Source organism: Streptomyces sp. NPDC004065, from assembly GCF_044903565.1.
GTDB lineage: Bacteria > Actinomycetota > Actinomycetes > Streptomycetales > Streptomycetaceae > Streptomyces.
The window spans coordinates 583,551-608,515 of sequence record NZ_JBJDQT010000001.1 but is presented as its reverse complement, the minus strand read 5'-3'; the positions used below and the strand labels follow the sequence as shown (position 1 = coordinate 608,515).

The 24,965-nt window shown below is 74.6% G+C and carries 22 protein-coding genes; 13 read left to right on the top strand and 9 right to left on the bottom strand.

Annotated features, from left to right (window positions below):
• Nucleotides 1-43 precede the first annotated feature (43 nt).
• Entirely contained in the window at nucleotides 44-826 is a 783-nt protein-coding gene (locus ACI2LW_RS02680) for a hypothetical protein (RefSeq protein WP_404729287.1), read from the top strand.
• Between the two features lie 184 nt (nucleotides 827-1,010).
• On the top strand, nucleotides 1,011-2,858 hold the full coding sequence (gene glmS, locus ACI2LW_RS02675) for a glutamine--fructose-6-phosphate transaminase (isomerizing) (protein ID WP_404729286.1): 1,848 nt from the start codon (nucleotides 1,011-1,013) through the stop codon (nucleotides 2,856-2,858).
• 147 nt (nucleotides 2,859-3,005) lie between these two features.
• Here the strand turns inward: glmS and ACI2LW_RS02670 are convergent, their stop codons facing one another.
• The 3 genes from ACI2LW_RS02670 to ACI2LW_RS02660 are packed head-to-tail and all read right to left on the bottom strand — an operon-like array spanning nucleotide 3,006 to nucleotide 4,032.
• Nucleotides 3,006-3,260 (bottom strand): hypothetical protein, encoded by a 255-nt coding sequence (locus tag ACI2LW_RS02670; RefSeq protein ID WP_404729285.1) that lies wholly within the window; start codon nucleotides 3,258-3,260, stop codon nucleotides 3,006-3,008.
• A gap of 39 nt (nucleotides 3,261-3,299) precedes the next feature.
• Nucleotides 3,300-3,713, bottom strand: coding sequence for a DUF397 domain-containing protein (locus tag ACI2LW_RS02665; RefSeq protein ID WP_404729284.1), 414 nt, complete (start codon nucleotides 3,711-3,713; stop codon nucleotides 3,300-3,302).
• Nucleotides 3,664-4,032 carry a Scr1 family TA system antitoxin-like transcriptional regulator gene (locus ACI2LW_RS02660; protein WP_404729283.1) on the bottom strand — a complete coding sequence of 123 codons (369 nt, stop codon included), beginning with the start codon at nucleotides 4,030-4,032 and terminating at the stop codon, nucleotides 3,664-3,666. Before ACI2LW_RS02660 ends, ACI2LW_RS02665 begins: the two co-directional genes overlap by 50 nt.
• A gap of 172 nt (nucleotides 4,033-4,204) precedes the next feature.
• On the opposite strand from ACI2LW_RS02660, the gene ACI2LW_RS02655 reads away from it, so the two are divergent.
• Nucleotides 4,205-4,576, top strand: a complete 372-nt coding sequence (locus ACI2LW_RS02655; RefSeq protein ID WP_404729282.1) for a holo-ACP synthase — start codon at nucleotides 4,205-4,207, stop codon at nucleotides 4,574-4,576.
• A gap of 139 nt (nucleotides 4,577-4,715) precedes the next feature.
• Here ACI2LW_RS02655 and ACI2LW_RS02650 read toward each other — a convergent pair whose 3' ends face one another.
• Nucleotides 4,716-6,611, bottom strand: coding sequence for a PP2C family protein-serine/threonine phosphatase (locus ACI2LW_RS02650; RefSeq protein ID WP_404729281.1), 1,896 nt, complete (start codon nucleotides 6,609-6,611; stop codon nucleotides 4,716-4,718).
• Nucleotides 6,612-6,928: 317 nt separating this feature from the next.
• Here ACI2LW_RS02650 and ACI2LW_RS02645 point away from each other — a divergent pair, with 317 nt between their 5' ends.
• The 4 genes from ACI2LW_RS02645 to tsaE all read left to right on the top strand — a co-directional run bounded on the left by ACI2LW_RS02645 (nucleotide 6,929) and on the right by tsaE (nucleotide 12,456).
• Entirely contained in the window at nucleotides 6,929-8,482 is a 1,554-nt protein-coding gene (locus tag ACI2LW_RS02645) for an NAD(P)H-hydrate dehydratase (protein ID WP_404729280.1), read from the top strand.
• A 978-nt stretch (nucleotides 8,483-9,460) separates the two neighbouring features.
• The gene (gene alr, locus ACI2LW_RS02640; protein ID WP_404729279.1) at nucleotides 9,461-10,714 is read left to right on the top strand and encodes an alanine racemase; all 1,254 of its coding nucleotides are present in this window, start codon (nucleotides 9,461-9,463) and stop codon (nucleotides 10,712-10,714) included.
• Between the two features lie 22 nt (nucleotides 10,715-10,736).
• Nucleotides 10,737-11,969: an alpha/beta fold hydrolase gene (locus ACI2LW_RS02635; RefSeq protein WP_404729278.1), complete on the top strand. Its 1,233-nt coding sequence runs from the start codon at nucleotides 10,737-10,739 to the stop codon at nucleotides 11,967-11,969.
• A complete protein-coding gene (gene tsaE, locus ACI2LW_RS02630; protein WP_404729277.1) occupies nucleotides 11,935-12,456 on the top strand; it encodes a tRNA (adenosine(37)-N6)-threonylcarbamoyltransferase complex ATPase subunit type 1 TsaE in 522 nt (173 codons plus the stop codon). The genes ACI2LW_RS02635 and tsaE overlap by 35 nt, the downstream gene beginning before the upstream one ends.
• Nucleotides 12,457-13,035: 579 nt before the next feature.
• On the opposite strand, the gene ACI2LW_RS02625 is transcribed toward tsaE, so the two are convergent.
• A complete protein-coding gene (locus tag ACI2LW_RS02625) occupies nucleotides 13,036-13,599 on the bottom strand; it encodes a hypothetical protein (protein ID WP_404729276.1) in 564 nt (187 codons plus the stop codon).
• Nucleotides 13,600-13,732: 133 nt separating this feature from the next.
• Between ACI2LW_RS02625 and tsaB the strand changes: the two genes are divergently transcribed.
• The 4 genes from tsaB to ACI2LW_RS02605 are packed head-to-tail and all read left to right on the top strand — an operon-like array spanning nucleotide 13,733 to nucleotide 16,368.
• Nucleotides 13,733-14,386 (top strand): tRNA (adenosine(37)-N6)-threonylcarbamoyltransferase complex dimerization subunit type 1 TsaB, encoded by a 654-nt coding sequence (gene tsaB, locus ACI2LW_RS02620; RefSeq protein ID WP_404729275.1) that lies wholly within the window; start codon nucleotides 13,733-13,735, stop codon nucleotides 14,384-14,386.
• A gap of 56 nt (nucleotides 14,387-14,442) precedes the next feature.
• The gene (gene rimI, locus ACI2LW_RS02615) at nucleotides 14,443-14,970 is read left to right on the top strand and encodes a ribosomal protein S18-alanine N-acetyltransferase (RefSeq protein ID WP_404729512.1); all 528 of its coding nucleotides are present in this window, start codon (nucleotides 14,443-14,445) and stop codon (nucleotides 14,968-14,970) included.
• Nucleotides 14,963-16,111: a tRNA (adenosine(37)-N6)-threonylcarbamoyltransferase complex transferase subunit TsaD gene (tsaD, locus tag ACI2LW_RS02610; RefSeq protein WP_404729274.1), complete on the top strand. Its 1,149-nt coding sequence runs from the start codon at nucleotides 14,963-14,965 to the stop codon at nucleotides 16,109-16,111. Before rimI ends, tsaD begins: the two co-directional genes overlap by 8 nt.
• Nucleotides 16,108-16,368, top strand: a complete 261-nt coding sequence (locus tag ACI2LW_RS02605; protein WP_404729273.1) for a hypothetical protein — start codon at nucleotides 16,108-16,110, stop codon at nucleotides 16,366-16,368. Before tsaD ends, ACI2LW_RS02605 begins: the two co-directional genes overlap by 4 nt.
• A gap of 467 nt (nucleotides 16,369-16,835) precedes the next feature.
• Here the strand turns inward: ACI2LW_RS02605 and ACI2LW_RS02600 are convergent, their stop codons facing one another.
• From ACI2LW_RS02600 to ACI2LW_RS02585, 4 genes are all read right to left on the bottom strand, one after another.
• Nucleotides 16,836-19,235: a glycoside hydrolase family 3 N-terminal domain-containing protein gene (locus tag ACI2LW_RS02600; RefSeq protein WP_404729272.1), complete on the bottom strand. Its 2,400-nt coding sequence runs from the start codon at nucleotides 19,233-19,235 to the stop codon at nucleotides 16,836-16,838.
• 44 nt (nucleotides 19,236-19,279) lie between these two features.
• Nucleotides 19,280-20,179, bottom strand: coding sequence for a carbohydrate ABC transporter permease (locus ACI2LW_RS02595; RefSeq protein ID WP_404729271.1), 900 nt, complete (start codon nucleotides 20,177-20,179; stop codon nucleotides 19,280-19,282).
• A gap of 4 nt (nucleotides 20,180-20,183) precedes the next feature.
• Complete coding sequence (locus ACI2LW_RS02590) at nucleotides 20,184-20,999, bottom strand: carbohydrate ABC transporter permease (RefSeq protein WP_404729511.1); 816 nt, start codon at nucleotides 20,997-20,999, stop codon at nucleotides 20,184-20,186.
• A gap of 155 nt (nucleotides 21,000-21,154) precedes the next feature.
• Nucleotides 21,155-22,465, bottom strand: coding sequence for an ABC transporter substrate-binding protein (locus ACI2LW_RS02585; protein WP_404729510.1), 1,311 nt, complete (start codon nucleotides 22,463-22,465; stop codon nucleotides 21,155-21,157).
• A gap of 138 nt (nucleotides 22,466-22,603) precedes the next feature.
• On the opposite strand from ACI2LW_RS02585, the gene ACI2LW_RS02580 reads away from it, so the two are divergent.
• Together ACI2LW_RS02580 and ACI2LW_RS02575 are read left to right on the top strand one after the other, a co-directional pair.
• Complete coding sequence (locus tag ACI2LW_RS02580) at nucleotides 22,604-23,632, top strand: LacI family DNA-binding transcriptional regulator (protein WP_404729270.1); 1,029 nt, start codon at nucleotides 22,604-22,606, stop codon at nucleotides 23,630-23,632.
• Between the two features lie 340 nt (nucleotides 23,633-23,972).
• Nucleotides 23,973-24,926 carry an LCP family protein gene (locus ACI2LW_RS02575; RefSeq protein WP_404729509.1) on the top strand — a complete coding sequence of 318 codons (954 nt, stop codon included), beginning with the start codon at nucleotides 23,973-23,975 and terminating at the stop codon, nucleotides 24,924-24,926.
• Nucleotides 24,927-24,965 lie beyond the last annotated feature (39 nt).

Here is a 24,965-nt window from a genome sequence, read left to right as displayed (position 1 = left end):
ATCGGGCAAGCCGGTGCTGAGCCGAAGAGAAAGTGCCGGTCCCTTGAGAGTCACCGCCCTGCGCCGCACCGCCCTCGCCGCCTCCGCCGCCGCCCTCGCCCTGCTGGTCACCGCCTGCGGCGGCTCGTCCGACGGCGGGGACAAGGGCGGCGACGGCAAGACCGCCCAGGCCGAGAAGTCGCCGTCCGCGGCCCCCGCCAAGGCGCTCACCGCCGCCGAGTTGGAGAAGGCCGCGCTGACCCAGGCGGACGTCAAGAGCGGCAAGGTCTCCGAGGTCGCCGCGAAGGACGATGTCGCGCAGGACAAGGCCAAGGCCAAGGACCCGGCCTGCGCCCCGCTCACCTACCTCATGGTCGGCAGCTACGCCGGCAAGCCCGCCGCTTCCGTGAAGCGGACCTGGGTCGGCGACGCGAAGAAGCCCGCGGCCGGCGCGAACGCCGAGGAGAAGCTGATGGCCGGCCTCGACCGGTCCAAGGTCGTCGTCACCCTCGCCACCTACGCCGACGGCGGCGCCGAGCAGGCCATGAAGGACCTGAAGGCGGCCGCGCAGAAGTGCGCCGGCGGTTTCTCCTACGCCGTGACCGGCGACGAGAGCCAGTACGAGAAGGTCGCCACCACCCAGGCGCCCGCCGGCGCGGACGACGCGCTCGCGCTGACGCTCACCATGTCGGCCGACGGTGTGAAGGCCCCGGTGAAGGCGGTCGTCGTCCGCCAGGGCGCCACCCTCGCCTACTTCCCGGCGGTCAACCTCGCCGCCGCGGCCACCGGCAAGGACTTCGAGTTCCCGGCGGACCTGGCCCAGGCGCAGCTCGCCAAGCTCAAGTGACCCGGGGCTGAACCGGCCTGACGACCGGTTGACCCGGGGCTGAACCGGCCTGACGACCGGTGCGCTTCCTGCCGGGGCGTGCTGCCGGCGGAAGCGCACCGGGGCTACCCGCCCCGGTGGGAATTTCCGATTTCGGGCACGCAGACGCCGTTTCCGGCGCGCACCGGCCCGTAGGCTGCCGCCCATGTGCGGAATCGTGGGATACGTAGGGTCGCAGTCGGCGCTCGAGGTCGTGATGGCCGGGCTGAAGCGACTGGAGTACCGGGGATACGACTCGGCCGGCGTCGCCGTGCTCGCGGACGGCGGAATGGCGGCCGCGAAGAAGGCCGGCAAGCTGGTCAACCTGGAGAAGGAACTGGTCGACCGGCCCCTGCCGACCGGTTCGACGGGCATCGGGCACACCCGGTGGGCCACGCACGGCGGCCCCACCGACGCCAACGCCCACCCGCATCTGGACAACGCGGGCCGGGTCGCCGTGGTCCACAACGGCATCATCGAGAACTTCGCCGCGCTGCGCGCCGAGCTGGCCGAGCGCGGTCACGAGCTGAACTCCGAGACCGACACCGAGGTCGTCGCGCACCTGCTCGCCGAGGAGTTCTCGGCGTGCGCCGACCTCGCCGAGGCCATGCGGCTGGTGTGCCGGCGCCTGGAGGGCGCGTTCACGCTCGTCGCCGTGCACGCCGACGAGCCGGACGTCGTCGTGGGCGCGCGCCGCAACTCCCCGCTGGTGGTGGGCGTCGGCGAGGGCGAGGCGTTCCTCGCCTCGGACGTCGCCGCGTTCATCGCGCACACCCGCTCGGCGATCGAGCTGGGCCAGGACCAGGTGGTCGAGCTGCGCCGCGACGGGGTCACGGTCACCGGCTTCGACGGGCGCCCGGCCGAGGTGCGCTCCTACAACGTCGACTGGGACGCGGCCGCCGCCGAGAAGGGCGGCTACGACTACTTCATGCTCAAGGAGATCGCCGAGCAGCCCAAGGCGGTCGCCGACACGCTGCTGGGCCGTATCGACGGGGCCGGCAACCTGACCCTCGACGAGGTCCGCATCTCCGCCTCGGAGCTGCGCGAGATGGACAAGGTCGTCATCGTCGCCTGCGGTACGGCCTTCCACGCCGGCATGATCGCCAAGTACGCCATCGAGCACTGGACCCGCATTCCCTGCGAGGTGGAGCTGGCGAGCGAGTTCCGCTACCGCGACCCCATCCTCGACCAGCAGACCCTGGTCGTCGCCATCTCCCAGTCCGGCGAGACCATGGACACCCTGATGGCCCTGCGCCACGCCCGTGAGCAGGGCGCGAAGGTGCTGGCCATCTGCAACACCAACGGCTCGACGATCCCGCGCGAGTCGGACGCCGTCCTCTACACCCACGCCGGGCCCGAGGTCGCGGTCGCCTCCACCAAGGCGTTCCTGACCCAGCTGGTGGCCTGCTACCTGGTGGCGCTGTACCTGGGCCAGGTCCGCGGCACCAAGTGGGGCGACGAGATCCAGGACGTCATCCGCGACCTGTCCCGGATCGGCGGCGCGGTCGAGCAGGTCCTTCGGACCATGGAGCCGGTGCGGGAGCTGGCGCGTTCCCTCGCTGACAAGAACACCGTGCTGTTCCTAGGCCGCCACGTGGGCTATCCGGTGGCCCTCGAAGGCGCGTTGAAGCTCAAGGAGCTGGCGTACATGCACGCCGAGGGCTTCGCGGCGGGCGAGCTGAAGCACGGCCCGATCGCCCTGATCGACGAGGACCTGCCGGTGGTCGTGGTCGTCCCGTCGCCGCGCGGCCGGTCCCTGCTGCACGACAAGATCGTCTCCAACATCCAGGAGATCCGGGCGCGGGGCGCCCGCACGATCGTCATCGCCGAGGAGGGCGACGAGGCGGTCGTCCCGTACGCCGACCACCTCATCCGCATCCCGGTCACGCCGACCCTCCTCCAGCCGCTGGTCGCCACGGTCCCGCTCCAGGTCTTCGCCTGCGAACTGGCCACGGCGCGCGGCAACGAGGTGGACCAGCCGCGCAACCTGGCGAAGTCGGTCACGGTGGAGTGAGCGGGTGGGCGCGCCGAGGGCCTCCTGGACCAACACCACCCACGACTGGGCCGCCACCGTGGACCTCGGCCACCTGGACCGGGTCCGCCGGGACCCGGCCCGGTTCGCCCCCGGCGGCCCGGCGCACCTCCTCCTGGAGGTCGTCGCCTACGCGGCCGACGAGGCGGCGAGCCGGGGCGGGGGACGGTGCGTGGTCACCGCGCGCGGTGACGGCTCGGTGTCCGTCGCGGACGACGGACGGGGCACCGACACGCGCGTCGACGAGCATGGCCGGCCGGTGAGGAAGCCGGTCATGGCGACGAAGGACCTGCGGTTCTTCGACGTCCCCGACGCCGAGCGGCTGCCGGACGGCCATCCGCGGCGCGGCATGTCGGTCGTGGCCGCGCTCAGCGAGTGGCTCACCCACACCAACCGCCGCCTCGGCGGGGCGTGGACGCAGCGCTACGAGCACGGCGTCCCGGTGACGGGCCTGGAACCGGTCCCCGCCGACGGCACCACGGGCACCCTCGTCCGCTTCCTCCCGGACGCGCGCCTGCGCACACGTCCGTACACGCCGACCGCCGGCGACCTCACCCGGTGGGCCGAGCACTGGCCCCACCTGGACCTGCGCCTCGGCCCCGGACCCTCCGCCTGGAGATCACCCCTGGGACCGGTCGGATCGCCGCCGAGGTCACCACTCTTGACCGCCGCGAGGAAGACCCCGAAGGCCCCGGCCGGGACGCGCAGGACGGCCCCGGCCGGGGCCTTGGAGTCGCGTATGCCTATACGCGGGTGCGTGCGGGCGATCTCGACGCAGTCGTTGCCCTCACCGCCACCGGAGAAGGACGACTTCTGCCACTCGGCGGGGGGCGTCATGCTGCTCCTCACAGTTCCTTGGAATCTTGTGGATGAGGTCACGCGACCGCTCCGGGGAAAGGAAGTCCTCTTTCACCTTACGGAAGAGCTTTCGAAAATGCTCCAGCTGTGCTTCGGAGTCGACGAAGGCGGTTCCGTGCGGGGCGTCGCGGACCACGGTGTCCAGGCGGGGGAGTGCGCCGCCGAGGTGCACCATGGTGCTTCCGGCTCCGGGGAAGTCGTCGAGCTCGAAGGGGACTACCCGAACCGTTACGTGGTCCGTCTCGGACATCTCCAGGATGCGGGCCAGCTGGGTGCGGGTGGCGCCGCGCCCGGCCACCCTGATGCGGAGCGCCGCCTCATTTCCAGCCGGTGGATGAGGTCACGCGACCGAGCGGGGTCGAGTGACACCGCCCATGGGAGTCTCCCGCACCGCCGCGGCTTCCGGGCTGTGCCATGTCCTGCGCGGGGATTTGCGGGGACGGTCCGTGGGTGACCGTAGGGTGCTCCGCATGAGCATCATCGGGGTCGGGATCGACGTGGCGGAGATCGACCGGTTCGCGGCGTCGCTGGAGCGGACGCCCGGACTGGCCCGGCGGCTCTTCGTGGCGGAGGAACTGCTGCTGCCGAGCGGGGAGCGGCGCGGTATGGCCTCGCTGGCCGCGCGGTTCGCCGCCAAGGAGGCCCTGGCCAAGGCCCTGGGCGCGCCGGCCGGGCTGCTGTGGACGGACGCGGAGGTGTACGTCGAGGACTCCGGCCGGCCCCGGCTGAAGGTGCGGGGCACGGTCGCGGCGCGGGCGGCCGCGCTCGGGGTGCGCGAGTGGCACCTCTCGCTGAGCCATGACGCCGGGGTGGCGTCGGCGGTGGTGGTCGCCGAGGGGTGAGGGGGCCCCGGGCCCCGGCGGGCCGACTCCGCGGGCGTCATTCGCTTCGGGCGGCGGCTCCGGCGGCTCAAGTGCCTCCGGCGGCTCCCGCGGCTCCTGTGCCTCCGGTGGCTCCTGTGCCTCCGGTCTCTCCGGTGGCTCAGGTGCCTCCGGCGGCTCCGGTGGCTCCGGGGATGCCGTCGACCCCGCGGGTTTCGCCGCCCAGGCGGCGGAAGGCCAGTAGCGTCGCGTCGTCGTCGATCGGGGGGCCGGTGAGGTCGTGGACCAGTGCGCGGACGTACGCGTCGAGCGCCTCGCGGCCCGGTGGGATGCCGTCGCGCGCCGAGTCCGCGACCGCCCGCAGCAGGCGCGCGATGTCGCGGTCGAGGTCCGAGCCGCGCCGCTCGATCAGGCCGTCCGAGTAGAGCAGTACCACATCGCCGGAGCGCAACGGCGTCTCGGCGGAGACGTATACGTGCCCGGGCAGGACGCCCAGCGGCAGTCCCGGACCGCCCGGCGGCGGGTCCAGCAGCCGGGCCCGCCTGTCGCGTACCAGGACCGGCAGCGGGTGACCGGCGCAGGTCCAGCGCAGCAGGCCGGCGCGGGGCAGGAAGTGGGCGACGACCGCCGTGGCCGTGGACTCCGCGCCGTCGTCGCTCGCCACCTCGTTGAGCCAGCCGGTCAGTTGCTCGACCAGCGCGCCGGTGTAGCCGAGGCCCGCCAGCGCGTACCGCAGCTTTGCCATCAGGGTGACGGCCGCCAGCCCGTGCCCGCGGGCGTCGCCGAGCGCGATCAGGACGTCCCCCGTCGGCAGCACGCGCGTCTTGTACCAGTCGCCTCCGACCCGGGCCGTGTGCGAGTCGGGGCGGTACACGGCGGCGGCCTCCACCCCGTGCAGGGCCAGCTCCGCCGGGAAGGACGGCAGTACGGCGGCCCGCAGCCGCTCGGCGACCACGGCGACCGCGTCCGCCCGTTCCCGCTGGGCCCGGGCCTCCTGTACGGCCCACCCGGCCAGCGCCCGGCTGCGCACGTCGGCGGTCACGTCCCGGCACACCGCGCGCACCGCCCACACCGGCCCCGCCCGGGGGCGTACCGGTTCGGCGATGAAGCGGACGACCCGGTCGGCGGGGGGCGCGAGGAACAGTTCGCAGTCCACCACTTCGCGCTCGCGCAGCAGCAGGTCGTGGACGGCCCGGTACAGCAGCTCCCGGCTCTCCGGCGTCATCATGCGGGCCAGCGCCGGCAGGTCGGGCAGCGGCCGCGAGGCGGGCAGGTCGAGCATGCCGCGCAGTCCGGACGCCTCGACCGAACCGTCCCCGAAGTTCCACTCCGCCCAGCACACCCGCGCCAGGTGCCGGGCGGCCCGTGCCAGCTGGGTCCTGTTCCTGCCCTGCCAGGTGAGGAGCAGCAGGTCGCCGCAGGGGGCCGCGTGCACGTTGCTGCTCAGACGCACGGACTGCCCCTTCCCCGGCCCGGGCAGCGACCACTCGGCCGGCTCGGGGCCCTGGGGCCGTCCGGTCCGGTACGCCGTGGCGAGCAGCCGGGGGACAGGGGTGCCGGCCAGGTCGGGGAACCGCTCGAACAGCGGTACCGGCCCCGTCCACGGCGGCAGCGTCCCGGGCGGGATGTGCCGGTCGGAGTAGTCCAGCACGGCGGCGTTCTGGGCCACGTACAGGAAGTCCTCCACCGCGCCGCTCGCGTCGAGCACCGGGAGGATCAGCATGGCCGGGTTCGGCAGCGCGTCCAGCACCTGCCGGGCGGTGGGCTCGGGCACGCGCAGGTCCCGTGAGGGCGCGGGCGAGCGCCGGTGCGGCCGCCGTACCGGAACGGCGTGCGAGGCGACGTACCGGCCGATGCGGATGCCCTGCTCGCTCAGCAGCAACTCCAGTGCCTCGACCCAGCCGTGGCCTTCGGGCCCTTCGCGCCCTCCGCTGCCTTCGTTGGCTTCGTTGCCTTCGTGGTTCTCGTGGTCGTGGTGGCCGGGCGGCTCGCCGGGGTCGTCGGCCGTGCGCGCGCCGGACTCACCCGGGTCGTGGACCATGCGCTCGCGCCCCATTTCTCCGGCGTCTCCCCGGGGTGCGGCACCGTGTGCGGCATGCGTGGGTGCCGGCCGGTTCCTTCCATGGTCGTGGAGCCGCGGGGCGGGGGCCACTCGGCGGCCCGAGGCCCCACCCGCACGGTGGGGCGCGCCGGCCGGGCCCCCAGCCGCCGGGCAGGGGCGCGCGGTGCGGCGGCCCGTTGGGAGGGGATACGGGTACGGCGCCGGGAGGTCCGGGGCCGTGCGGGCTCCGGGGCGGGGGCCGCCGCCGTCGGGGCGGGGACACGGCGCGGTTCGTGTGCGGCGCCGTACGCATCCGGGGCAGACTCGACGGCATGCGTACCGCGTACAGCGTTGAGACGGTCAGGACAGCCGAACGCGCGCTCATGGCGCGGCTCCCCGACGGCGCGCTCATGCAGCGTGCCGCCGCCGGACTCGCCGCCGCCTGCGCGGACTTGCTCGGGCGGGTCTACGGGCGCCGGGTGGTGCTGCTGGTGGGCAGCGGGGACAACGGGGGTGACGCCCTGTACGCCGGCGCCCGGCTCGCCCGCCGGGGTGCGGGGGTGACGGCGGTGGCGCTCGCCCCGGAGCACACCCACCCCGGCGGACTCGCCGCACTGCGCCGGGCGGGCGGCGACGTCGTACGCCTCGACGGGAGCGGGAGCGGGAGCGGGAGCGGGAGCGGTTCCGGGACCGGGACCGGTTCCGGCACTGCGGGTTCTGGCACCGCGGGGTCCGGCGCGGCGGGCTCCGGCTCGGCCGTATCCGACGTGGCCGGGGAGCTGATCGACCGGGCCGACCTGGTCGTCGACGGCATCGTCGGGATCGGCGGCAAGGGCGGGCTGCGGCCCGCCGCCGCCCCGCTGGCCGAGCGCGCCGCCCGCTCCCGCGCGGCCGTGGTCGCCGTGGACCTGCCGAGCGGGGTCGAGGCGGACACCGGTGAGGTGCTGGGGGCCGCCGTACGCGCCGACCTGACCGTCACCTTCGGCACGCACAAGCCGGGGCTGCTGGTCGACCCGGCCCGCGAGTACGCCGGCACGGTGCGCCTCGTCGACATCGGCCTGCGCCCCGAACTGCCCGCCGAGCCCGAACTGGAGGCGCTGCAGCACGCCGACGTGGCCGCGCTGCTGCCGCGGCCGGTCGCCGAGAGCGACAAGTACCGCCGGGGTGTCGTGGGGGTCGCGGCGGGCTCGGCCCGCTACCCGGGCGCGGCCGTGCTGGCCGTCTCGGGCGCGCTGCGCGGCGGCGCGGGGGCGGTGCGCTACGTCGGCCCGGCCGGGCAGACCGTGATCGCCCGCTTCCCCGAGACCCTCGTCTCCGACCAGGGGCCGCACAAGGCGGGCCGGGTGCAGGCGTGGGTGGTCGGTCCGGGCGCGGGGGAGGACGCGGGGACCGTCGCCGAGGTGGTGGACACGGACGTGCCCGTGCTGATCGACGCGGACGGGCTGCGGCTGGCCGACCGGGAGGCCGTACGCGCCCGTACGGCGCCCACGCTGATGACCCCGCACGCGGGCGAGGCCGCCGCCCTGCTCGGCGTGACCCGGGGGGAAGTGGAGGGCGCCCGCCTCGCCGCGGTACGGGAACTGGCCGCCCGCTACCGTGCGACGGTCCTCCTGAAGGGGTCCACCACACTGATCGCCGACCCGGACGGCGGCCCGGTCCGGGTCAACCCGACCGGCACCCCCTGGCTCGCCACGGCCGGCAGCGGGGACGTGCTGTCGGGCCTGGCGGGCTCGCTGCTCGCCTCCGGCCTGACGGCGCGCGACGCGGGCAGCGTGGCGGCGTACCTGCACGGCCTGGCGGGCCGTTTCGCCGCGAACGGCGCCCCCGCGGGCGCGCACGACGTGGCGGACATGATCCCGGAGGCCTGGCGGGACGTACTGAGCTGAAACCGGGCGGCGGCGAGGCGCGCGCCGGGCGCCAGGCCGCCCAGCGCCCCGGCCCCGCGCAACCGCACCACTCGCCCCGCCGGCCGCGCCCCGCGCGCCGGGCCGCAGGTGGCCACCGCGGCCCGCGCGTGCCACCGGGCGGGCGGCCGCAGGCCCGTGGCGGAACCGCGCGCGGACGGTAGCCGGCCCGTCCTCGGTGCTGTGGACTGCAGGTTGTTCGGGTTGCGGTGACCGGCGGGCCGCGCGCGCCACCGCGCCGGCGACCGCAGCCCCCTCTGTCGGCACTCCGCGTGGACCGCATCCGACCCGCCCCGCGCGCCACGGACCGCTCGCCGCTCCCCGCGCGGTGGGGCAGCGTGCCTCCACGCCACCGCGACCTGCCCGGCAGCGGCCCCCGCGGCCGCGCGCCACGGGGGCAGGCCCCAGGACGGCCCCGCGCCGCTCGCCGCTCCCCGAGCCGCTCCCCGCGCGGTGGGGCAGCGTGCCTCCACGCCACCGCGACCTGCCCGCAGCGGCCCCCGCGGCCGCGCGCCACGGGGCCGCTGGGGCAGGCCCGGGTCCGCCCCGGCGCCGCAGAGCAAGCGCCCCAAGCAGACCCGCGCCACGGGGCAGGCCCCAGGACGGCCCCGCGCCGCAGAGCAAGCGCCCCAGGTAGACCCGCGCCACGGGGCAGGCCCCAGGACGGCCCCGCGCCGCAGAGCAAGCGCCCCAGGCAGACCCGCGCCACGGGGCAGGCCCCAGGACGGCCCCGGCGCCGCAGAGCAAGCGCCCCAGGCAGACCCGCGCCGCGGCGCAGGCCCCGGTCGTCCCCGCGGCCCCGCGCCGCGGCGCAGGCCCCGGTCGTCCCCGCGGCCCCGCGCCGCGGCGCAGGCCCCGGTCGCCCCCGCGCCACAGGGGCGGGCCCCGGCCCCGGCGTGACCCAGGTCGCTGGGACGGTGCCGTAGAGGTGGGCGGGTGCTCTGAGAGACTGAGGGCGCCATGACTGAGACAGCACAGCCGCGGACGGCACCCCTGCGCGCCCGCGCCGAGATCGATCTGGCCGCTCTGCGGGCCAATGTGCGCGCCCTGCGCGGCCGGGCCCCCGGCGCGGCCCTGATGGCCGTGGTCAAGTCGGACGCCTACGGCCACGGCGCCGTCCCGTGCGCCCGCGCGGCCGTCGCCGCCGGGGCGACCTGGCTCGGCACCGCCACACCCGAGGAGGCCCTCGCCCTGCGCGCGGCCGGGCTGGCACCCGGGCAGGTGCGCATCATGTGCTGGCTGTGGACGCCCGGCGGCCCCTGGCGGGAGGCCGTCGAGGCGGACCTGGACGTGTCCGTGAGCGGGATGTGGGCCCTGGCGGAGGCCCGCGAGGCGGCCCGTGCCGCCGGGCGCCCCGCACGCGTGCAGCTCAAGGCGGACACCGGGCTCGGCCGCAACGGCTGCCAGCCCGGTGACTGGCCCGAGCTGGTCGCGGCGGCCCTGAGCGCCGAGCGCGAGGGGCTGCTCCGCGTCACCGGGCTGTGGTCCCACTTCGCCTGCGCCGACGAGCCGGGCCACCCCTCGATCGCCGCGCAGCTCGACCGCTTCCGCGAGATGGTCGCCCACGCCGAGCGGCAGGGCGTGCGTCCCGAGGTGCGGCACATCGCCAACTCTCCCGCGACGCTCACCCTCCCCGAGGCCCACTTCGACCTCGTCCGCACCGGCATCGCGCTCTACGGCATCTCGCCCAGCCCCGAGATCGGCACCCCGGCCGACTTCGGGCTGCGCCCGGTGATGACCCTGTCCGCCTCGCTGGCCCTGGTCAAGCACGTGCCGGCCGGGCACGGGATCAGCTACGGGCACCACTACGTCACCCCGGGCGAGACCACCCTCGGCCTCGTCCCCGTCGGGTACGCGGACGGCATCCCGCGCCACGCCTCCGGCACCGGCCCGGTGCTGGTCGGCGGCAAGTGGCGCACGGTCGCGGGCCGGGTCGCCATGGACCAGTTCGTCGTCGACCTGGGGGGCGACGAGCCCGAGCCGGGGGCCGAGGCCGTACTCTTCGGGCCCGGCGACCGGGGGGAGCCCACCGCCGAGGACTGGGCGCAGGCCGCGGGCACCATCGCGTACGAGATCGTCACACGCATCGGCACGCGCGTTCCCCGCGTCCATGTGGATGAGGAACCCGAGCGGGAACGAGACGGGCGACGGCCCGGGGAGCGGGACGGGACACACGCCGAGCGGGACGGGACAGGCGCCGCGCACGACGGGTGACCCGTACGAGGAGGAGCGGTACGTGAGCGAGAGCACAGCGGAGGCCTTGGCCTCCGCCGCGGGGGCGGGCGGTGGCTGGCGCAGGGCGACCGGCCTCGCGGGCGCGGCGATAGGCGTGGTGGCCGCGGGCGCCGCCGCCGGGGTCGCCATAGAAAGGATGACCGTCGGGCGGGACATGCGCAGGAAGGCCCGCCTCGCCCTGGACTCGGCGGGCCCGTACGGGTCCCTGCGCGGCAGCCCGGGCAGGGCCTACGCCGACGACGGCACCGAGCTCTACTACGAGGTCGACGAGATCGAGTCCGCCGCGGACGCCAACCTCGGCCCGCGCCGCCGCCGGCTGTTCGGCCGCAGGGCCCCCGCCCCGGTCACCGTCGTCTTCAGCCACGGCTACTGCCTCAACCAGGACTCCTGGCACTTCCAGCGCGCCGCCCTGCGCGGCGTCGTGCGGACCGTGCACTGGGACCAGCGCAGCCACGGCCGGTCCGGCCGGGGCGTGGCGCAGCACCGCGACGGCGTGCCGCTCACCATCGACCAGCTGGGCCGGGACCTGCGCGCGGTCATCGACGCGGCCGCGCCCGAGGGGCCGATCGTGCTGGTCGGCCACTCCATGGGGGGCATGACGGTGATGGCCCTGGCCGCCCAGTATCCGGAGCTGATCCGCGAGCGGGTGGTGGCCACCGCGTTCGTGGGAACGTCGTCGGGGCGGCTCGGCGAGGTCAACTTCGGTCTGCCGGTGGCCGGCGTGAACGCGGTGCGCCGGGTGCTGCCGGGGGTGCTCAAGGCGCTCGGGCAGCGCGCCGAGCTGGTGGAGCGGGGACGGCGGGCCACCGCCGACCTGTTCGCCGGGATCATCAAGCGGTACTCGTTCGCCGGGCGCGACATCGACCCGGCCGTCGCCCGGTTCGCCGAGCGCATGATCGAGAGCACGCCGATCGACGTGGTCGCCGAGTTCTACCCGGCCTTCACCGACCACGACAAGACCGAGGCGCTCGCCTGCTTCACCGGCCTGCCGGTGCTCGTCCTGGCCGGCGTCCAGGACCTGGTCACACCCAGCGAGCACAGCGAGGCCATCGCCGGCCTGCTGCCGGAGGCGGAGCTGGTGCTGGTGCCGGACGCCGGGCACCTGGTGATGCTGGAGCACCCCGAGGTCGTCACCGACCGGCTCGCCGACCTCCTCGCCCGCGCGGGAGCGGTCCCGGCAGGCACTACCGTGGGTGGCTATGGAAGCACCAGCGGCACCGCACAGCCCGGCTGATCCCGGGTCCGTCGAGATCACCGTCCACTCCCCCGAGCAGATGCGGGACCTGGGCCGGCGTCTGGCCAAGCTGCTGCGCGCGGGCGACCTCGTGATGCTCAGCGGTGAACTCGGCGCGGGCAAGACCACCCTGACCCGCGGGCTCGGCGAGAGCCTCGGCGTGCGCGGCGCGGTGACGTCACCGACGTTCGTGATCGCCCGGGTGCACCCCTCGCTCGGCGACGGCCCCCCGCTGGTCCATGTGGACGCCTACCGGCTGTCCGGCGGGCTGGACGAGATGGAGGACCTGGACCTCGACGTCTCGCTGCCGGACTCGGTGATCGTCGTGGAGTGGGGCGAGGGCAAGGTGGAGGAGCTGACCGACGACCGGCTGCGGGTCGTCATCCACCGGGCGGTGGGCGACACCGCGGACGAGGTGCGGCACGTGACCGTCACCGGGATCGGGCAGCGGTGGACGGCCGTGGACCTCGGGGTGCTGAGCGCCTGAGCCGGGGGCCGGACGACCGCCCGAGCCGGGGGCCGGACGGGCCCGCGGGAGCGGGACGCCCGGCCCTCCTTGCGCCGGGGCCGTCGGCCGTGGTCACATGGTCCCCAGCCCGTGGTTAGGCAAGCCTAACCACGTCCGCCCCCGATCCCAGGAGGCGCCCATGCCGGCCACCGAGAACCAGCCGCGGCCCTCGCGGCCGTACGGCGCCGGGGGTGTGTCCATGCGTGAGCTGCTCGCCTCGTGCGCGGCGGCGGACGCGGTCTCCCGCCCGCCCCGTGCCCCGGAGCCCCTGGGGTCCGTGCAGGGCGTGGAGCCGGTACAGCCCGTACAGGCAGCGGAGCCGGTACAGCCCGCTGAGCCCGCGCACGCGTGCGCTTCCGCGCGGCCCGCGGGCCGCCCGCCCCGGCCCGGGACACCGGCCCGAAGCACTGGTACGGCTCCGGCCGCGAGCACGCGTACGGCCCCGGCTCCCGGCACCCGAACGGTCCCCGCCCCCGGCACCCGAACGGCCCCCGCCCCCGGAATCCCCAGGGTGGACGGACGGCCCGAAGCCGCGTAGCCCTCGTAGCCCTCGTAGCCCTATCGGATGACGACGACCTTCTGCCCGATCGTCGCGAACATCCACATCGCCGCGCCGTCCTCCCGCGACTCCCGGATGCCGCCGGTCTTCACGGCCCCGCCCATGCCGGTGACCGGCGTGGCGTCGTCCACCGCCGCGCTGAAGCCGATGACGACCCCGTCGACGCTGGTGAACAGCACGACGTGCTCGACCGGAACGCCGTCGGTCCCGGTGATCGCCTTCGAGCGCGAGGTGACCGCGTAGGTGCCCGGGGGCGGGTCGACGGTGCCGGGGCGGACCTTGAAGGTGTTCTCCACCCGGCCGCCGGGCCCGACCAGCCACACCCGGTCGTCGTCCACCGAGTACACCACCCGCTCGCCGGTGCCCGAACCGCCGGGCAGCGCGGTCGGGTTCCGCTTGTCGCGCGGCGCCTTGGTCGCGCTCGCCGCCGCGGTCGCCGTGGCGCCGGGCCTGCCGCCCAGGCCGGGGGGAACGGTCGCCTGGGCCCGGTAGGCGAGGAAGCCGACCCCGGCGACGGCGGCGGCGGTGAGGACGGCCACGAATCCGGAGCTGCTCCTTGCCACGGTCGTCCACCTCTGGATCACTCGCTGTAGTCGGACGGTAGCGGAACCCGGTCCCTGGTCCGGGACGGTAGCAGCCGCAGCGCGCCCGACCCGGGCGGCCGTGCGCGCGGCGCGGGAGCCGTAGGCTGTTTGCGTGCTCTTGCTCGCTCTGGATACCGCCACCCCCGCCGTGACCGTCGCCCTGCACGACGGCTCGGCCGTCATCGCCTCGTCGAGCCAGGTGGACGCACGCCGGCACGGAGAGCTGCTGCTGCCGGCCGTCGACCGGGTCCTGGCCGAGGCCGGGCTCTCGCTCGACGCCGTCACGGGCATCGTCGCCGGCATCGGCCCCGGCCCGTACACCGGGCTGCGCGTCGGCCTGATGACCGCCGACACCTTCGGGCTCGCCCTCGGCGTCCCCGTGCACGGCGTGTGCACCCTCGACGGCCTCGCCTACGCCGCCGACCTGCCCGGCCCCTTCGTCGTGGCCACCGACGCCCGGCGCAAGGAGGTCTACTGGGCGCGCTACGCCGACTCCCGCACCCGCCTCACCGACCCGGCCGTCGACCGGCCCGCCGACATCGCCGACCAGGTCCGCGACCTGCCCGCGGTCGGCGCGGGCGCGCTGCTGTACCCGGACACCTTCCCCCAGGCGCACGAGCCCGAGCACGTCTCGGCCGCCGCCCTGGCCCGCCTGGCCGCCGAGAGGCTCGCCGCGGGCGAGGAGCTGCCGCCGCCCCGGCCGCTGTACCTGCGGCGGCCCGACGCCCAGGTGCCCAAGAACTACAAGGTGGTCACCCCGAGGTGACGGGACACGTGACCGGACGGACGACGACGGCACCCGGCACCCCCGTGGTGCGCGAGATGCGCTGGTGGGACATCGACCAGGTGCTGGAGCTGGAGAAGGAGCTGTTCCCCGAGGACACCTGGTCCCGGGGGATGTTCTGGTCCGAGCTCGCGCACTCCCGCGGCCCGAACGCCACCCGGCGCTACGTGGTCGCGGAGGAGGACGGCAGGATCGTCGGGTACGCCGGCCTGGCCGCCACCGGCGAGCAGGGCGACATCCAGACCATCGCCGTCGCCCGCGACCACTGGGGCAGCGGCCTGGGCTCCCGGCTGCTGGCCGAGCTGCTGCGGGCGGCCACGGACTTCGAGTGCACCGAGGTCCTGCTCGAATGCCGGGTGGACAACGTACGGGCACAGAAGCTCTACGAGCGCTTCGGCTTCGAGCCGATCGGCTTCCGGCGCGGCTACTACCAGCCGGGGAACGTGGACGCCCTGGTCATGCGGCTGTCCGACCCCGCCGCCTCCGTGACCCCCGTGACCCCCGTGGGCCCCGTGCCCCCCGCAACCGAAGACGACGGCGTAGAAGGAACCGAGACCCATGGCTGACACCCGGGACGAGCCGCTCGTCCTCGGCATCGAGACCTCCTGCGACGAGACCGGCGTCGGCATCGTGCGCGGCACCACCCTGCTGGCCGACGCCGTCGCCTCCAGCGTCGACGAGCACGCGCGGTTCGGCGGCGTGGTGCCGGAGGTGGCCTCCCGCGCCCACCTGGAGGCGATGGTCCCCACCATCGAGCGCGCGCTGAAGGAGGCCGGGGTCACCGCGCGGGACCTGGACGGCATCGCCGTCACGGCCGGCCCCGGACTGGCCGGCGCCCTGCTGGTCGGCGTCTCCGCGGCCAAGGCGTACGCCTACGCCCTGGGCAAGCCGCTGTACGGCGTCAACCACCTCGCCTCGCACATCTGCGTCGACCAGCTCGAGCACGGCCCGCTCCCGGAGCCGACGATGGCGCTGCTGGTCAGCGGCGGCCACTCCTCCCTGCTGCTGTCCTCGGACATCACCGCCGACGTACGGCCCATGGGCGCGACCATCGACGACGCGGCGGGCGAGGCCTTCGACAAGATCGCGCGGGTGCTGAACCTCGGCTTCCCCGGCGGCCCGGTCATCGACCGGTACGCGCGCGAGGGCGACCCGGCGGCGATCGCCTTCCCGCGCGGCCTGACCGGCCCCCGCGACCCGGCCTACGACTTCTCCTTCTCCGGCCTGAAGACCGCGGTGGCCCGCTGGATCGAGGCCCGGCGGGCGGCCGGCGAGGAGGTGCCCGTCCGTGACGTGGCCGCCTCCTTCCAGGAGGCCGTGGTGGACGTCCTCACCCGCAAGGCCGTACGGGCCTGCAAGGACGAGGGCGTGGACCACCTGATGATCGGCGGCGGGGTGGCCGCCAACTCGCGGCTGCGCGCCCTGGCCCAGGAGCGCTGCGAGGCGGCCGGTATCCGCCTGCGCGTGCCGCGGCCCAAGCTCTGCACGGACAACGGCGCGATGGTGGCGGCCCTGGGCGCGGAGATGGTGGCACGCGGCCGCGCGGCCTCGGACTGGGACCTGTCGGCGGACTCGTCGCTGCCGGTGACCGACCCCCATGTCCCGGGCGAGTCCCGGCGGGAAGCCGACGCCACCGCGCACGGCCGCCCGCACGCGCGTTCTCACGACCATGCGCACGAGGTGAGCGGGGAGAACCTCTACTCATGACGGTCGCGCTGATGTGGGAGGCCCGCGCGGTGCCGGGCCGCGCCGACGAACTGCGCGCCTGGGCGCAGGAACAGGGCCTGCCCCGCACTCCGCTGCGCCGGGAGACCTTCCGCGCGCCCGGGGACCGGGTCCTGGTCATCACCTGGTGGGACGCGGACCCCGACGCCGCGGACCTGCCCGAGCTGCCGGATCCGGACGGCGAACTGGTGGCCCGGCCGGTGCACCGGTGGCGGTTCGAGTCGGTCGGGGAGCGGTAGGCGGCCGCCGCCGATTGGCGCGGTCGCCCTCCCGTGCGCTACGATCATCACACGCGAACGGCCGGAACTCCGGTACGGACGCGATGCGTTGGTGGTCCAAGGAAAGACGCCCCGCTTCCTGCGGGGAGATGCAGGTGCAAGGCCTGCCCGGCGCTCCATGATCTCCGCCCGTCACCGGTTCCCGGTGGCGGGCGGAGGCGTTTCGCGGGTCGCGCCGCGGCGGCTCCGAAGCTCCGGCACGCCCGCGGCGCAGGAGCCGGAGCGCAGGCCCTCCATCCAGGATCCTCCAGGAGTTCCGGCCCCCGCGTGCGCCGGGGCGCGCACCTGAGTCCGCTTCGGCGAGGCGGCGTTGAGCGCCCCCGTCCCGCCCCGCCCCCGCCCCCGCCCCCGCCCCCGCCGACGCCGCGGGCGGGCCGGCCGGCGAGGTGCGGGGGCCAGGCGCGCTCCCGGCCGCGAACGCGGGGCGTTCAGTCCGTCGCGGTGACCTCCGTGGCGCACCGCAGCACGCGGTCCGGTCCCGTCTCCCGTACCGGGCCGGTCAGTTCGAGCCGGGCCGTGTGGCGCACGTCGGCCGCCGAGGCCGCCAGCCGCAGTTCCAGGGCGCCCGGTTCGACCACCCGGCGGCCGGCCCGGTCGGTGAACGCCGACAGGTCCGCGTGGAAGCGGAAGGTCACCCGCCGTGCCTCGCCCGGGGCCAGGTCCACCCGCTGGTAGCCCACCAGACGGACGTCCGGGCGGGTCACCGAGGCCACCGGGTCGTGCAGATAGAGCTGGACCACGTCCGCGCCGGGGCGGTCGCCGGTGTTGCGCACGGTCAGCGACAGGTCGTACGAGCCGTCCGTCGTGATCTCGGTGACACCGTTGCCCGGACCGGCCCCGGCCCCCGCGCCCGCGCCGGTGGCGGTGCCGGTGCCCGAGGGCGTTCCCGCCGCCGTACCGGCGAAGTCGTCCCAGGCGAACGTGGTGTACGAGCGGCCGTGGCCGAACGCGTACAGCGGTGTCGGGTCCAGGCTGCTCACCTCGCCCGCCAGGCCCAGCGGCGGCTGGAGGTACGTCCACGGCTGGCCGCCCGGCCCGCGCGGCACGCTCACCGGCAGCCGCCCGGAGGGGTTCACCCGGCCGGAGAGCACGCCGGCCACCGCCGGGCCGCCCTCCTCGCCGGGGAAGAACGCCTGCACCACCGCGCCGAGCCGGTCCGCCCAGCGGCCGAGCGCGTAGGGACGGCCGGTGAGCAGCACCAGGACCACCGGCACGCCCGTGGCGACCAGGGCGTCCAGCAGCTCCCCCTGGACGCCGGGGAGTTCGAGGTCCGCCACGTCGCAGCCCTCGCCGGAGGTGCCGCGGCCGAACAGCCCCGAGCGGTCGCCCAGCACGGCCACGCACACGTCCGCCTCCGAGGCCCGGGCGATCGCCTCCGCGAAGCCGGACGCGTCCGGGTCCACGACGTCGCAACCCTCGGCGAACGACACCTTGGCGTCGGGCAGTTCGGTGCGCAGGGCGTCCAGCAGGGCCGGGATCGCGATGCCCATGGGCACGTCCGGGTGCTGGGTGCCCACATGGGACGGGAAGGAGTAGCAGCCGAGCATGGCCAGCGCGTCCGCCGCCCGGGGACCGACGACGGCGATCCGGGTGTCCGGCGCCAGGGGGAGGACGCCGTCCGGGTTCGCCAGCAGCACCACCGACTCCTCGGCCAGCCGCCGGGCCACCGCCCGGTTCCCCGGGGAGTCCAGGTCGACCGGCCCGGCGGCGCCGTCCGCGCCGCCGGCCTCGGGGCTCCAGTCCTCGTCGAGCAGGCCCAGTTCGCACTTCTGCAGCAGCACCCGGCGGACCGCGCGGTCCACCAGCGACTCCGGGATCCGTCCGGCCTCCACCGCGGCCACCAGGTCGTCGCCGTAGCACTGCACCGTCGGCAGCTCGACGTCGATGCCGGCCTCCAGGGCCAGCCGGGCGGCATCCGCCGGGTTCGCGGCGACCCGGTGCAGGGTCTGCAGGAAGTCGACGGCGAAGTAGTCGGCGACCACCGTGCCGGTGAAGCCCCACTCCTCGCGCAGCAGCCCGGTCAGCAGGGCCGGGTCGGCGGAGGCCGGGACGCCGTCGGTCTCCGTGTAGGCCGCCATCACCGAGCGCGCGCCGCCCTCGCGCAGCGCCATCTCGAAGGGCGGCAGCGTGATGTCCGCGAACTCCCGGGTGCCGGCCCGCACCGGGGCCAGGTTGCGGGCGCCCGCCGAGGAGGCGTACCCGGCGAAGTGCTTGAGGGTGGCGACGACGCCCGCCGACTCCAGGCCCCGCACATACGCGGCGCCGATCGTGCCCACCAGGTAGGGGTCCTCGCCGATGGTCTCCTCCACCCGGCCCCAGCGGAGGTCGCGGACCACGTCGAGCACGGGCGCCAGGCCCTGGTGCACACCCACCGAGCGCAGGTCGCGGCCGATGCGGGCGGCCATCTCCTCGACCAGCTCCGGGTCGAAGGCCGCACCCCAGGCCAGCGGCACCGGGTAGGCGGTCGCGCCCCAGGCGGTGAAGCCGGCCAGGCACTCCTCGTGGGCGACGGCCGGGATGCCGAAGCGGCCCGCCCCGGCGATCCCGCGCTGGGCGCGGGCCAGCGCCCGCGCGCCGAGCGCCGGGTCCACGGGCGCGGTGCCGAAGGAGCGGGTCAGCTGGCCGAGACCATGCGTGATCAGCTCGTCCCAGTCGTGGTCGGTGTTCATCGCCTGCTGGTGCGGGGCGACCCCGTCGCCGTCCGTGGCCGCGCCCACCCACACGCCGTACAGCTGGGCGGTCTTCTCGCGGAGGGTCATCCGGGAGACCAGGTCGTCGACGCGGGCGGCGGCGGGCAGGGCGGGGTCACGCCAGGGGGCGGGGGTCATGGAACTCCTGTCGGAGACGTCGGGGCAGGGCGTGCGCGGGGCGGTCACTTGCCGCCCACGCCCATCAGGCCGCCCACCAGGGCACGCCGGGCCACCAGGTAGACGGCGAGGATCGGGACGCCGGAGAGGACGACCGAGGCGAGCAGGGCGGGGATGTTCACACCGAACTGGCTGACGTAGTTGAACAGGCCGAGGGTCAGCACCCGCGGGCCGTCGGACTGGGTGAAGATCAGCGGGAAGAGGAAGTTGTTCCAGGCCTGCAGGGCCGAGTAGATGACGACGGTGCCGATGCCGCCCTTGGTCATCGGGATGACGAGCTGGAACAGCATCCGGGCCGGCGAGGCGCCGTCCAGCGCCATCGCCTCGTACATCTCCTCGGAGATGTCCCGGAGGGTGCCGGTGAGGATCAGCACGGACACGGGCATGGCGAAGGCCGCCGTCGGCAGGATGACGGCGACGAGGCTGTCGTACAGGTTCAGCTTGGCGATCATCAGATAGAGCGGGACGACGACCGCCTGCGCGGGGATGGCCACGCCCAGCAGGAACAGCCGGAAGGCGGCGCCGGACCACAAGCCGCGCGAGCGCACGGCCACGTACGACAGCGGGACGCACAGCACCAGGACGATCGCCACGACCGCCGCCGCCACGATCACCGTGTTGAGGAGGAAGTGGGGGAAGCCGTTGTGCAGGACGGTGTTGTAGTTCTCCAGGGTGGGGTCGGTGGGCGGCTGGAGCGCGTTGTTGCCCAGTGCCTTGTCCTGGCTGGTCAGCGAGATCGAGATCATCGTGTAGATCGGGACGATCACGACGGCCAGCCACACCGCCGAGCCGATCCCGGCCAGCGGGTTGGGGCGCCTGGTCCAGTGGCGGCGGTGCCGCCCGGGTCCGGCGGGTGCGGGGCGCCCGGCGGTCCTCACCGGGCGGGGCAAGGTGTCGTGCGACACTGCGTCACATTCCTTCCCTGGTGCTGCGCATGGCGCCGAAGCCGGTCAGCCGCACCAGCAGCAGCGACAGCGCGGTGGCGGCCACGACCAGGAAGGTCGCGACGGCGCTCGCGTAGCCGAAGTCGTAGCTCTTGAAGCCCGCCTCGTACATCAGGTACGGCAGGATCGCGGTGTCCGTGCCGGGGCCGCCCTGGGTCAGGATCAGCACGGTCTCGAAGTACGTCAGCGAGCCGACGAGCATCAGCACGCCGGAGGTGGTGGCGGTGTTGCGCAGCTGCGGCAGGGTGATCGAGAAGAACTGCCGGCAGCGGCCGGCGCCGTCGATGGCCGCGGCCTGGTACAGCACCTCGGGGATCTGCCGGGCCCCGCCCTGGTAGATCAGGGTGTGGAAGGGGATGAACTGCCAGCCGCCGACGAAGACGATCGCGAGGAACGCGCCGGAGGTCGAACCGAGGGTGTCCTGGTGGACGATGCCGAAGTTCGGGTCGAGCAGCGCGTAGAAGAGCAGGGAGATCGCCGTCGAGGAGAGCAGGAACGGCACGAAGAAGACCGCCGAGAGGACCGCGCGGTTGCGCTGCCGGCCCGCCGCCCACACACCCAGCAGCAGGGACACCACCGTCTGGAACGCCCAGCTGACCACGGTGAGCAGGACGGTCACCGTGAGGGACTGGGTGAGGCGGTCGTCGTCCAGCAGCTTGCGCCAGTTGGCGAGGCCGGCCGGCTGCGGATCGCCCAGGCCGTTCCACTGGGTGAAGGAGAGACAGAAGGCCAGGGCCATCGGCACCACGGCGAAGAAGGTGAAGAACAGGACGGCGGGCAGGGCCCAGGAGGCGTGCGGGCGCCCGGGCCGCACCCCCTTCCGGGGCCTGCCGGACGTGCCCTCTCTGCTTGGTCTGCCGGGGGTGCCGGACCTGCCGAACCTGCGGGCCCCGGCGGGCCGCCGGGGCCCGCAGGTCTTCGTGGCGGCGGTGACGCTCACTTCAGCTCCTTGAGCGCGGCCACGAACCGGGCCGGCGTCGACTTCCCCACGAACAGCTTGTTGATCTCGGTGAGCATCGGGGTGGAGGACTCCGGGTCCACCGCCTGGTCCCAGCTCAGCGTGAACGCGGGGGCCTGCTGCACCATCCGGTACTGGAACTTGGCGAACCCGGGGTTGGGGGAGGCGTCCAGGAGCCTGGCCGCGTTGGAGGTGGTCGGGATGTCGCCGTTGGCGACCAGGTCCCCGGCGTAGCTCTCCGAGGCGCAGTCGCGCAGGAAGGCCAGCGCCGCGTCCTTGTTGGAGGTGCGGGCGTTGACCGACCAGTAGTTGGTGGGGTTGCCCACCACGTTGCGGATGTCGCCGGCCCCGCCGTCGTACTTCGGGAAGGCGCACCAGCCCAGGTCCTTCTTGGCGAAGTCCGGGAACTTGCCGAGCTGCGTGGAGTACTCCCAGGAGCCCATCAGGTGCATGGCGGCCTTGCCCTTGGCGAAGACCGCGGGCGCGCCGCCGTTGGTGTACGCCACCGAGCTGAAGCCCTTGCCGAAGGCGCCGTCGTCGATGAGCTGCTTGACGGTCTCGGCGGCCTTGAGGACGGCCGGGTCGCCCCAGCCGGAGGAGTCGCCGTTCTTGATCCTGTCGAAGACCTGGGGGCCGCCGATGCGGTCGACGAGGTACTCCAGCCACATCAGCTCCGGCCAGATGTCCGCGCCGCCGAGCGCGAAGGGGGTGATCCCCGCCTTCTTCAGCTTGGCGTTGGTGTCCAGCAACTGGTCCCAGGTGGTGGGCGGCTGGAGCTTGTGCTCGGTGAACAGCGTCTTGTTGTAGAAGAGCATCACCGGCTGCATGCCGCGCATCGGGATGCCGTAGTTGCGGCCGCCGAGCGCGCCGGCGGCGAGCACGGAGGGCAGGAAGCCGTCCTTGAGGACCGCGTCGGACTTGATGGTGTCGGTGAGGTCGACGAGCTGTCCGGCCTCCTGGTACGCCTTGATGGAGCCGCCGCCCCAGTTGAAGAAGATGTCGGGGGCGTGGGGCGAGCCCATCGCGGTGCGCAGCTTGGCCGGGTAGTCGGAGCCGGGCACCTTCTCCAGCTTGACCGTGCCCTTGGCCTTCTTCGCCGCCGCCGAGGAGTTGAACCGGCTGACGGCCTTGGCCTGCACCTTGACCGCGTCGTCGCCGTACACGAACGCGGTGAGCGTGCCGCCGGAGCCGCCGGAGCCGCTGCCGGAACCGCAGGCGGTCAGACCGGCGGCCGATATCAGGGTGGTGGCGCCGGCGCCGAGGAACCAGCGCCTGCTGTAGGACTCCATGTGACGGCACCTCTCACGAAGGTCGTTGTCGAACGTGGCCGAGTGGTCGAATGTTTCGGTTGTCATTACGAATGTTCCGGGAACGTAAGGCGGCCGAGGGGGTTCGTCAAGGGGTCGCGCAGAGATACGATCGCCGCCATGAAGCCGACGAAGACCGCAGGAACACAGACCGCCACGCTCGCCGAGATCGCCCGCGCGGCCGGGGTGTCGGCTCCGACTGTTTCGAAGGTCCTCAACGGGCGCGCCGATGTCGCCCCGGGGACGCGCACCCGCGTCGAGGAGCTGCTGCGCACCCACGGCTACCGGCGCAGGCGGGCCGAGGCGACCCGCTCGCCGCTGATCGACCTGGTCTTCCACGAGCTGGAGAGCGCCTGGGCGATGGAGGTCATCCGGGGCGTGGAGAACGTCGCCCGGGACGCGGGCCTGAGCGTGGTGCTCTCCGAGAGCGCGGGCCGGCTCACCCCGGGGCGCACCTGGGCCGACCAGGTCGCCGCCCGCCGCCCGCACGGCGTGATCCTGGTGCTGTCCGGGCTGGACGAGTCCCAGCGGGCCCTGCTGACCAGCCGCTCCATCCCGTTCGTGGTGATGGACCCGGCGGGCGACCCAGGCGCCGACGTGCCCTCGATCGGCGCCACCAACTGGCAGGGCGGGCTCGCCGCCACCCGGCACCTGGTGGAGCTCGGCCACACCCGGATCGGCGCGATCAGCGGGCCGTCGCGGATGATGTGCAGCCGCGCCCGGGTCGACGGCTACCGGGCCGCGCTGGAGACGGCGGAACTCCCGGTGGACCCCTCCCTGATCCTCACCGGCGACTTCCACCACGAGGCCGGCTACCGGCTCGGCCTTGAGCTGCTGCGCCGCGAGGACCGGCCGACGGCCGTCTTCGCCGGCAACGACCTCCAGGCGCTGGGTCTGTACGAGGCGGCGCGCGAGCTGGGCCTGCGCATCCCCGAGGACCTGAGCGTGGTCGGCTTCGACGACCTGCCGGTGGCGCGCTGGGTGGGGCCGCCGCTGACGACCGTGCGGCAGCCGCTGACCGAGATGGCCGAGGCGGCGGCGAGGCTGGTGCTGGACCTCGGCCGCGAGCAGGAGTCGCCGGTGGCGACCCGGGTGGAGCTGGCGACGAGCCTGGTGGTGCGCAGCAGCACGGCCGCGCCGGGGGTGTGAGGGCGGCCGGTCGCGGCTGATAGTGGCTGGTCGCGGGCCTTCGAAAGTTTCGAGGACGGACGGCCGGTGGGCCGTGCGAGGCCGTGCAAGGCCGTGCAAGGCCGTGCAAGGCCGTGGAAGGACCGGTGGGGGCCGTCGAAGGGCCTCGAAGGGCCTCGAAGGGCCTCGAAGGGCCGTTGGGGCGGTCGAAGGGCCGTTGAAGGTGAGATTTTACGAAGAAGGCTTTCTTGGTCCCCCGTCCTAACAGGACGCTCATAATTCGGACGTACGTTTGCTCGCCGTGACGCGAAACGTGCTGAGGGCCCTGGGCCTCACCCTGGCGGGAACCCTGGTGACGGGGATGGCGGTGGCGGGCTGGGCGTACTGGCACCTGGACCACAACATCCAGGGCGTCGACATCGATCACGCCCTCGGCGACGACCGCCCCCGCGAACGGCCGGCCGCCGCCTCCTCGCCCGCCGGCCCGGCCGCCGCGTCCCCGCTGCCGACCGGCGCGGTGAACATCCTGGTGCTCGGCTCGGACTCGCGCAGTGGCGGGCGGAACGCCGCACTCGGCGGCGGCGACAGCGGAGGCGCCCGCTCCGACACGGCGATGGTGGTCCATGTGGACCCCGGCCGTACCTCCGCCACCGTGGTCAGCATCCCGCGCGACACCCTGGTCACCCGCCCGTCGTGCCCGCTGCCGTCGGGCCGGACCACGGCGGTGGCGTACGGCACCATGTTCAACAGCGCCTACGAGGTGGGCGGGCCGGTGTGCGCGGTCAAGACAGCAGAGTCGCTCACCGGTGTCCGCATGGACCACTACGTCGAGATCGACTTCTCCGGCTTCGCCGGGCTGGTCGACGCGCTGGGCGGGGTGAGCGTCACCACGGACGAGGACATCGACGACGACAAGAGCCATCTGCACCTGCCCGCGGGCACCCACCACCTCGACGGCACCCGGGCCCTCGCGCTGGCCCGCACCCGGCACGGCCTAGGCGACGGCAGCGACCTCGGCCGCATAGGGCTGCAGCAGAAACTGGTCAGGGCGCTGCTGGAGCGGGTCTCCGGCAGCGGTCTGCCGTCCGACCCGGCCGGGCTCTACCGGGTCGCGGACGCCGTCACCGGCAGCCTGACCACCGACACCGGCCTGGACTCGCTGGGCGAGCTGACGGACTTCGCCCGGAGCCTGAAGGGCCTGACGGCGGACCGTGTGCGGACGGTGACCATGCCGGTGGTGCCGGCCCCCTCCGACCCCAACCGGGTGGTCGCGAAGGAGCCGGCGGCGAGCAGGCTGTGGGAGTCACTGCGCTGACCTGCGACGACCTTCCCGGAGCCGGCTCCGGAGAAGACT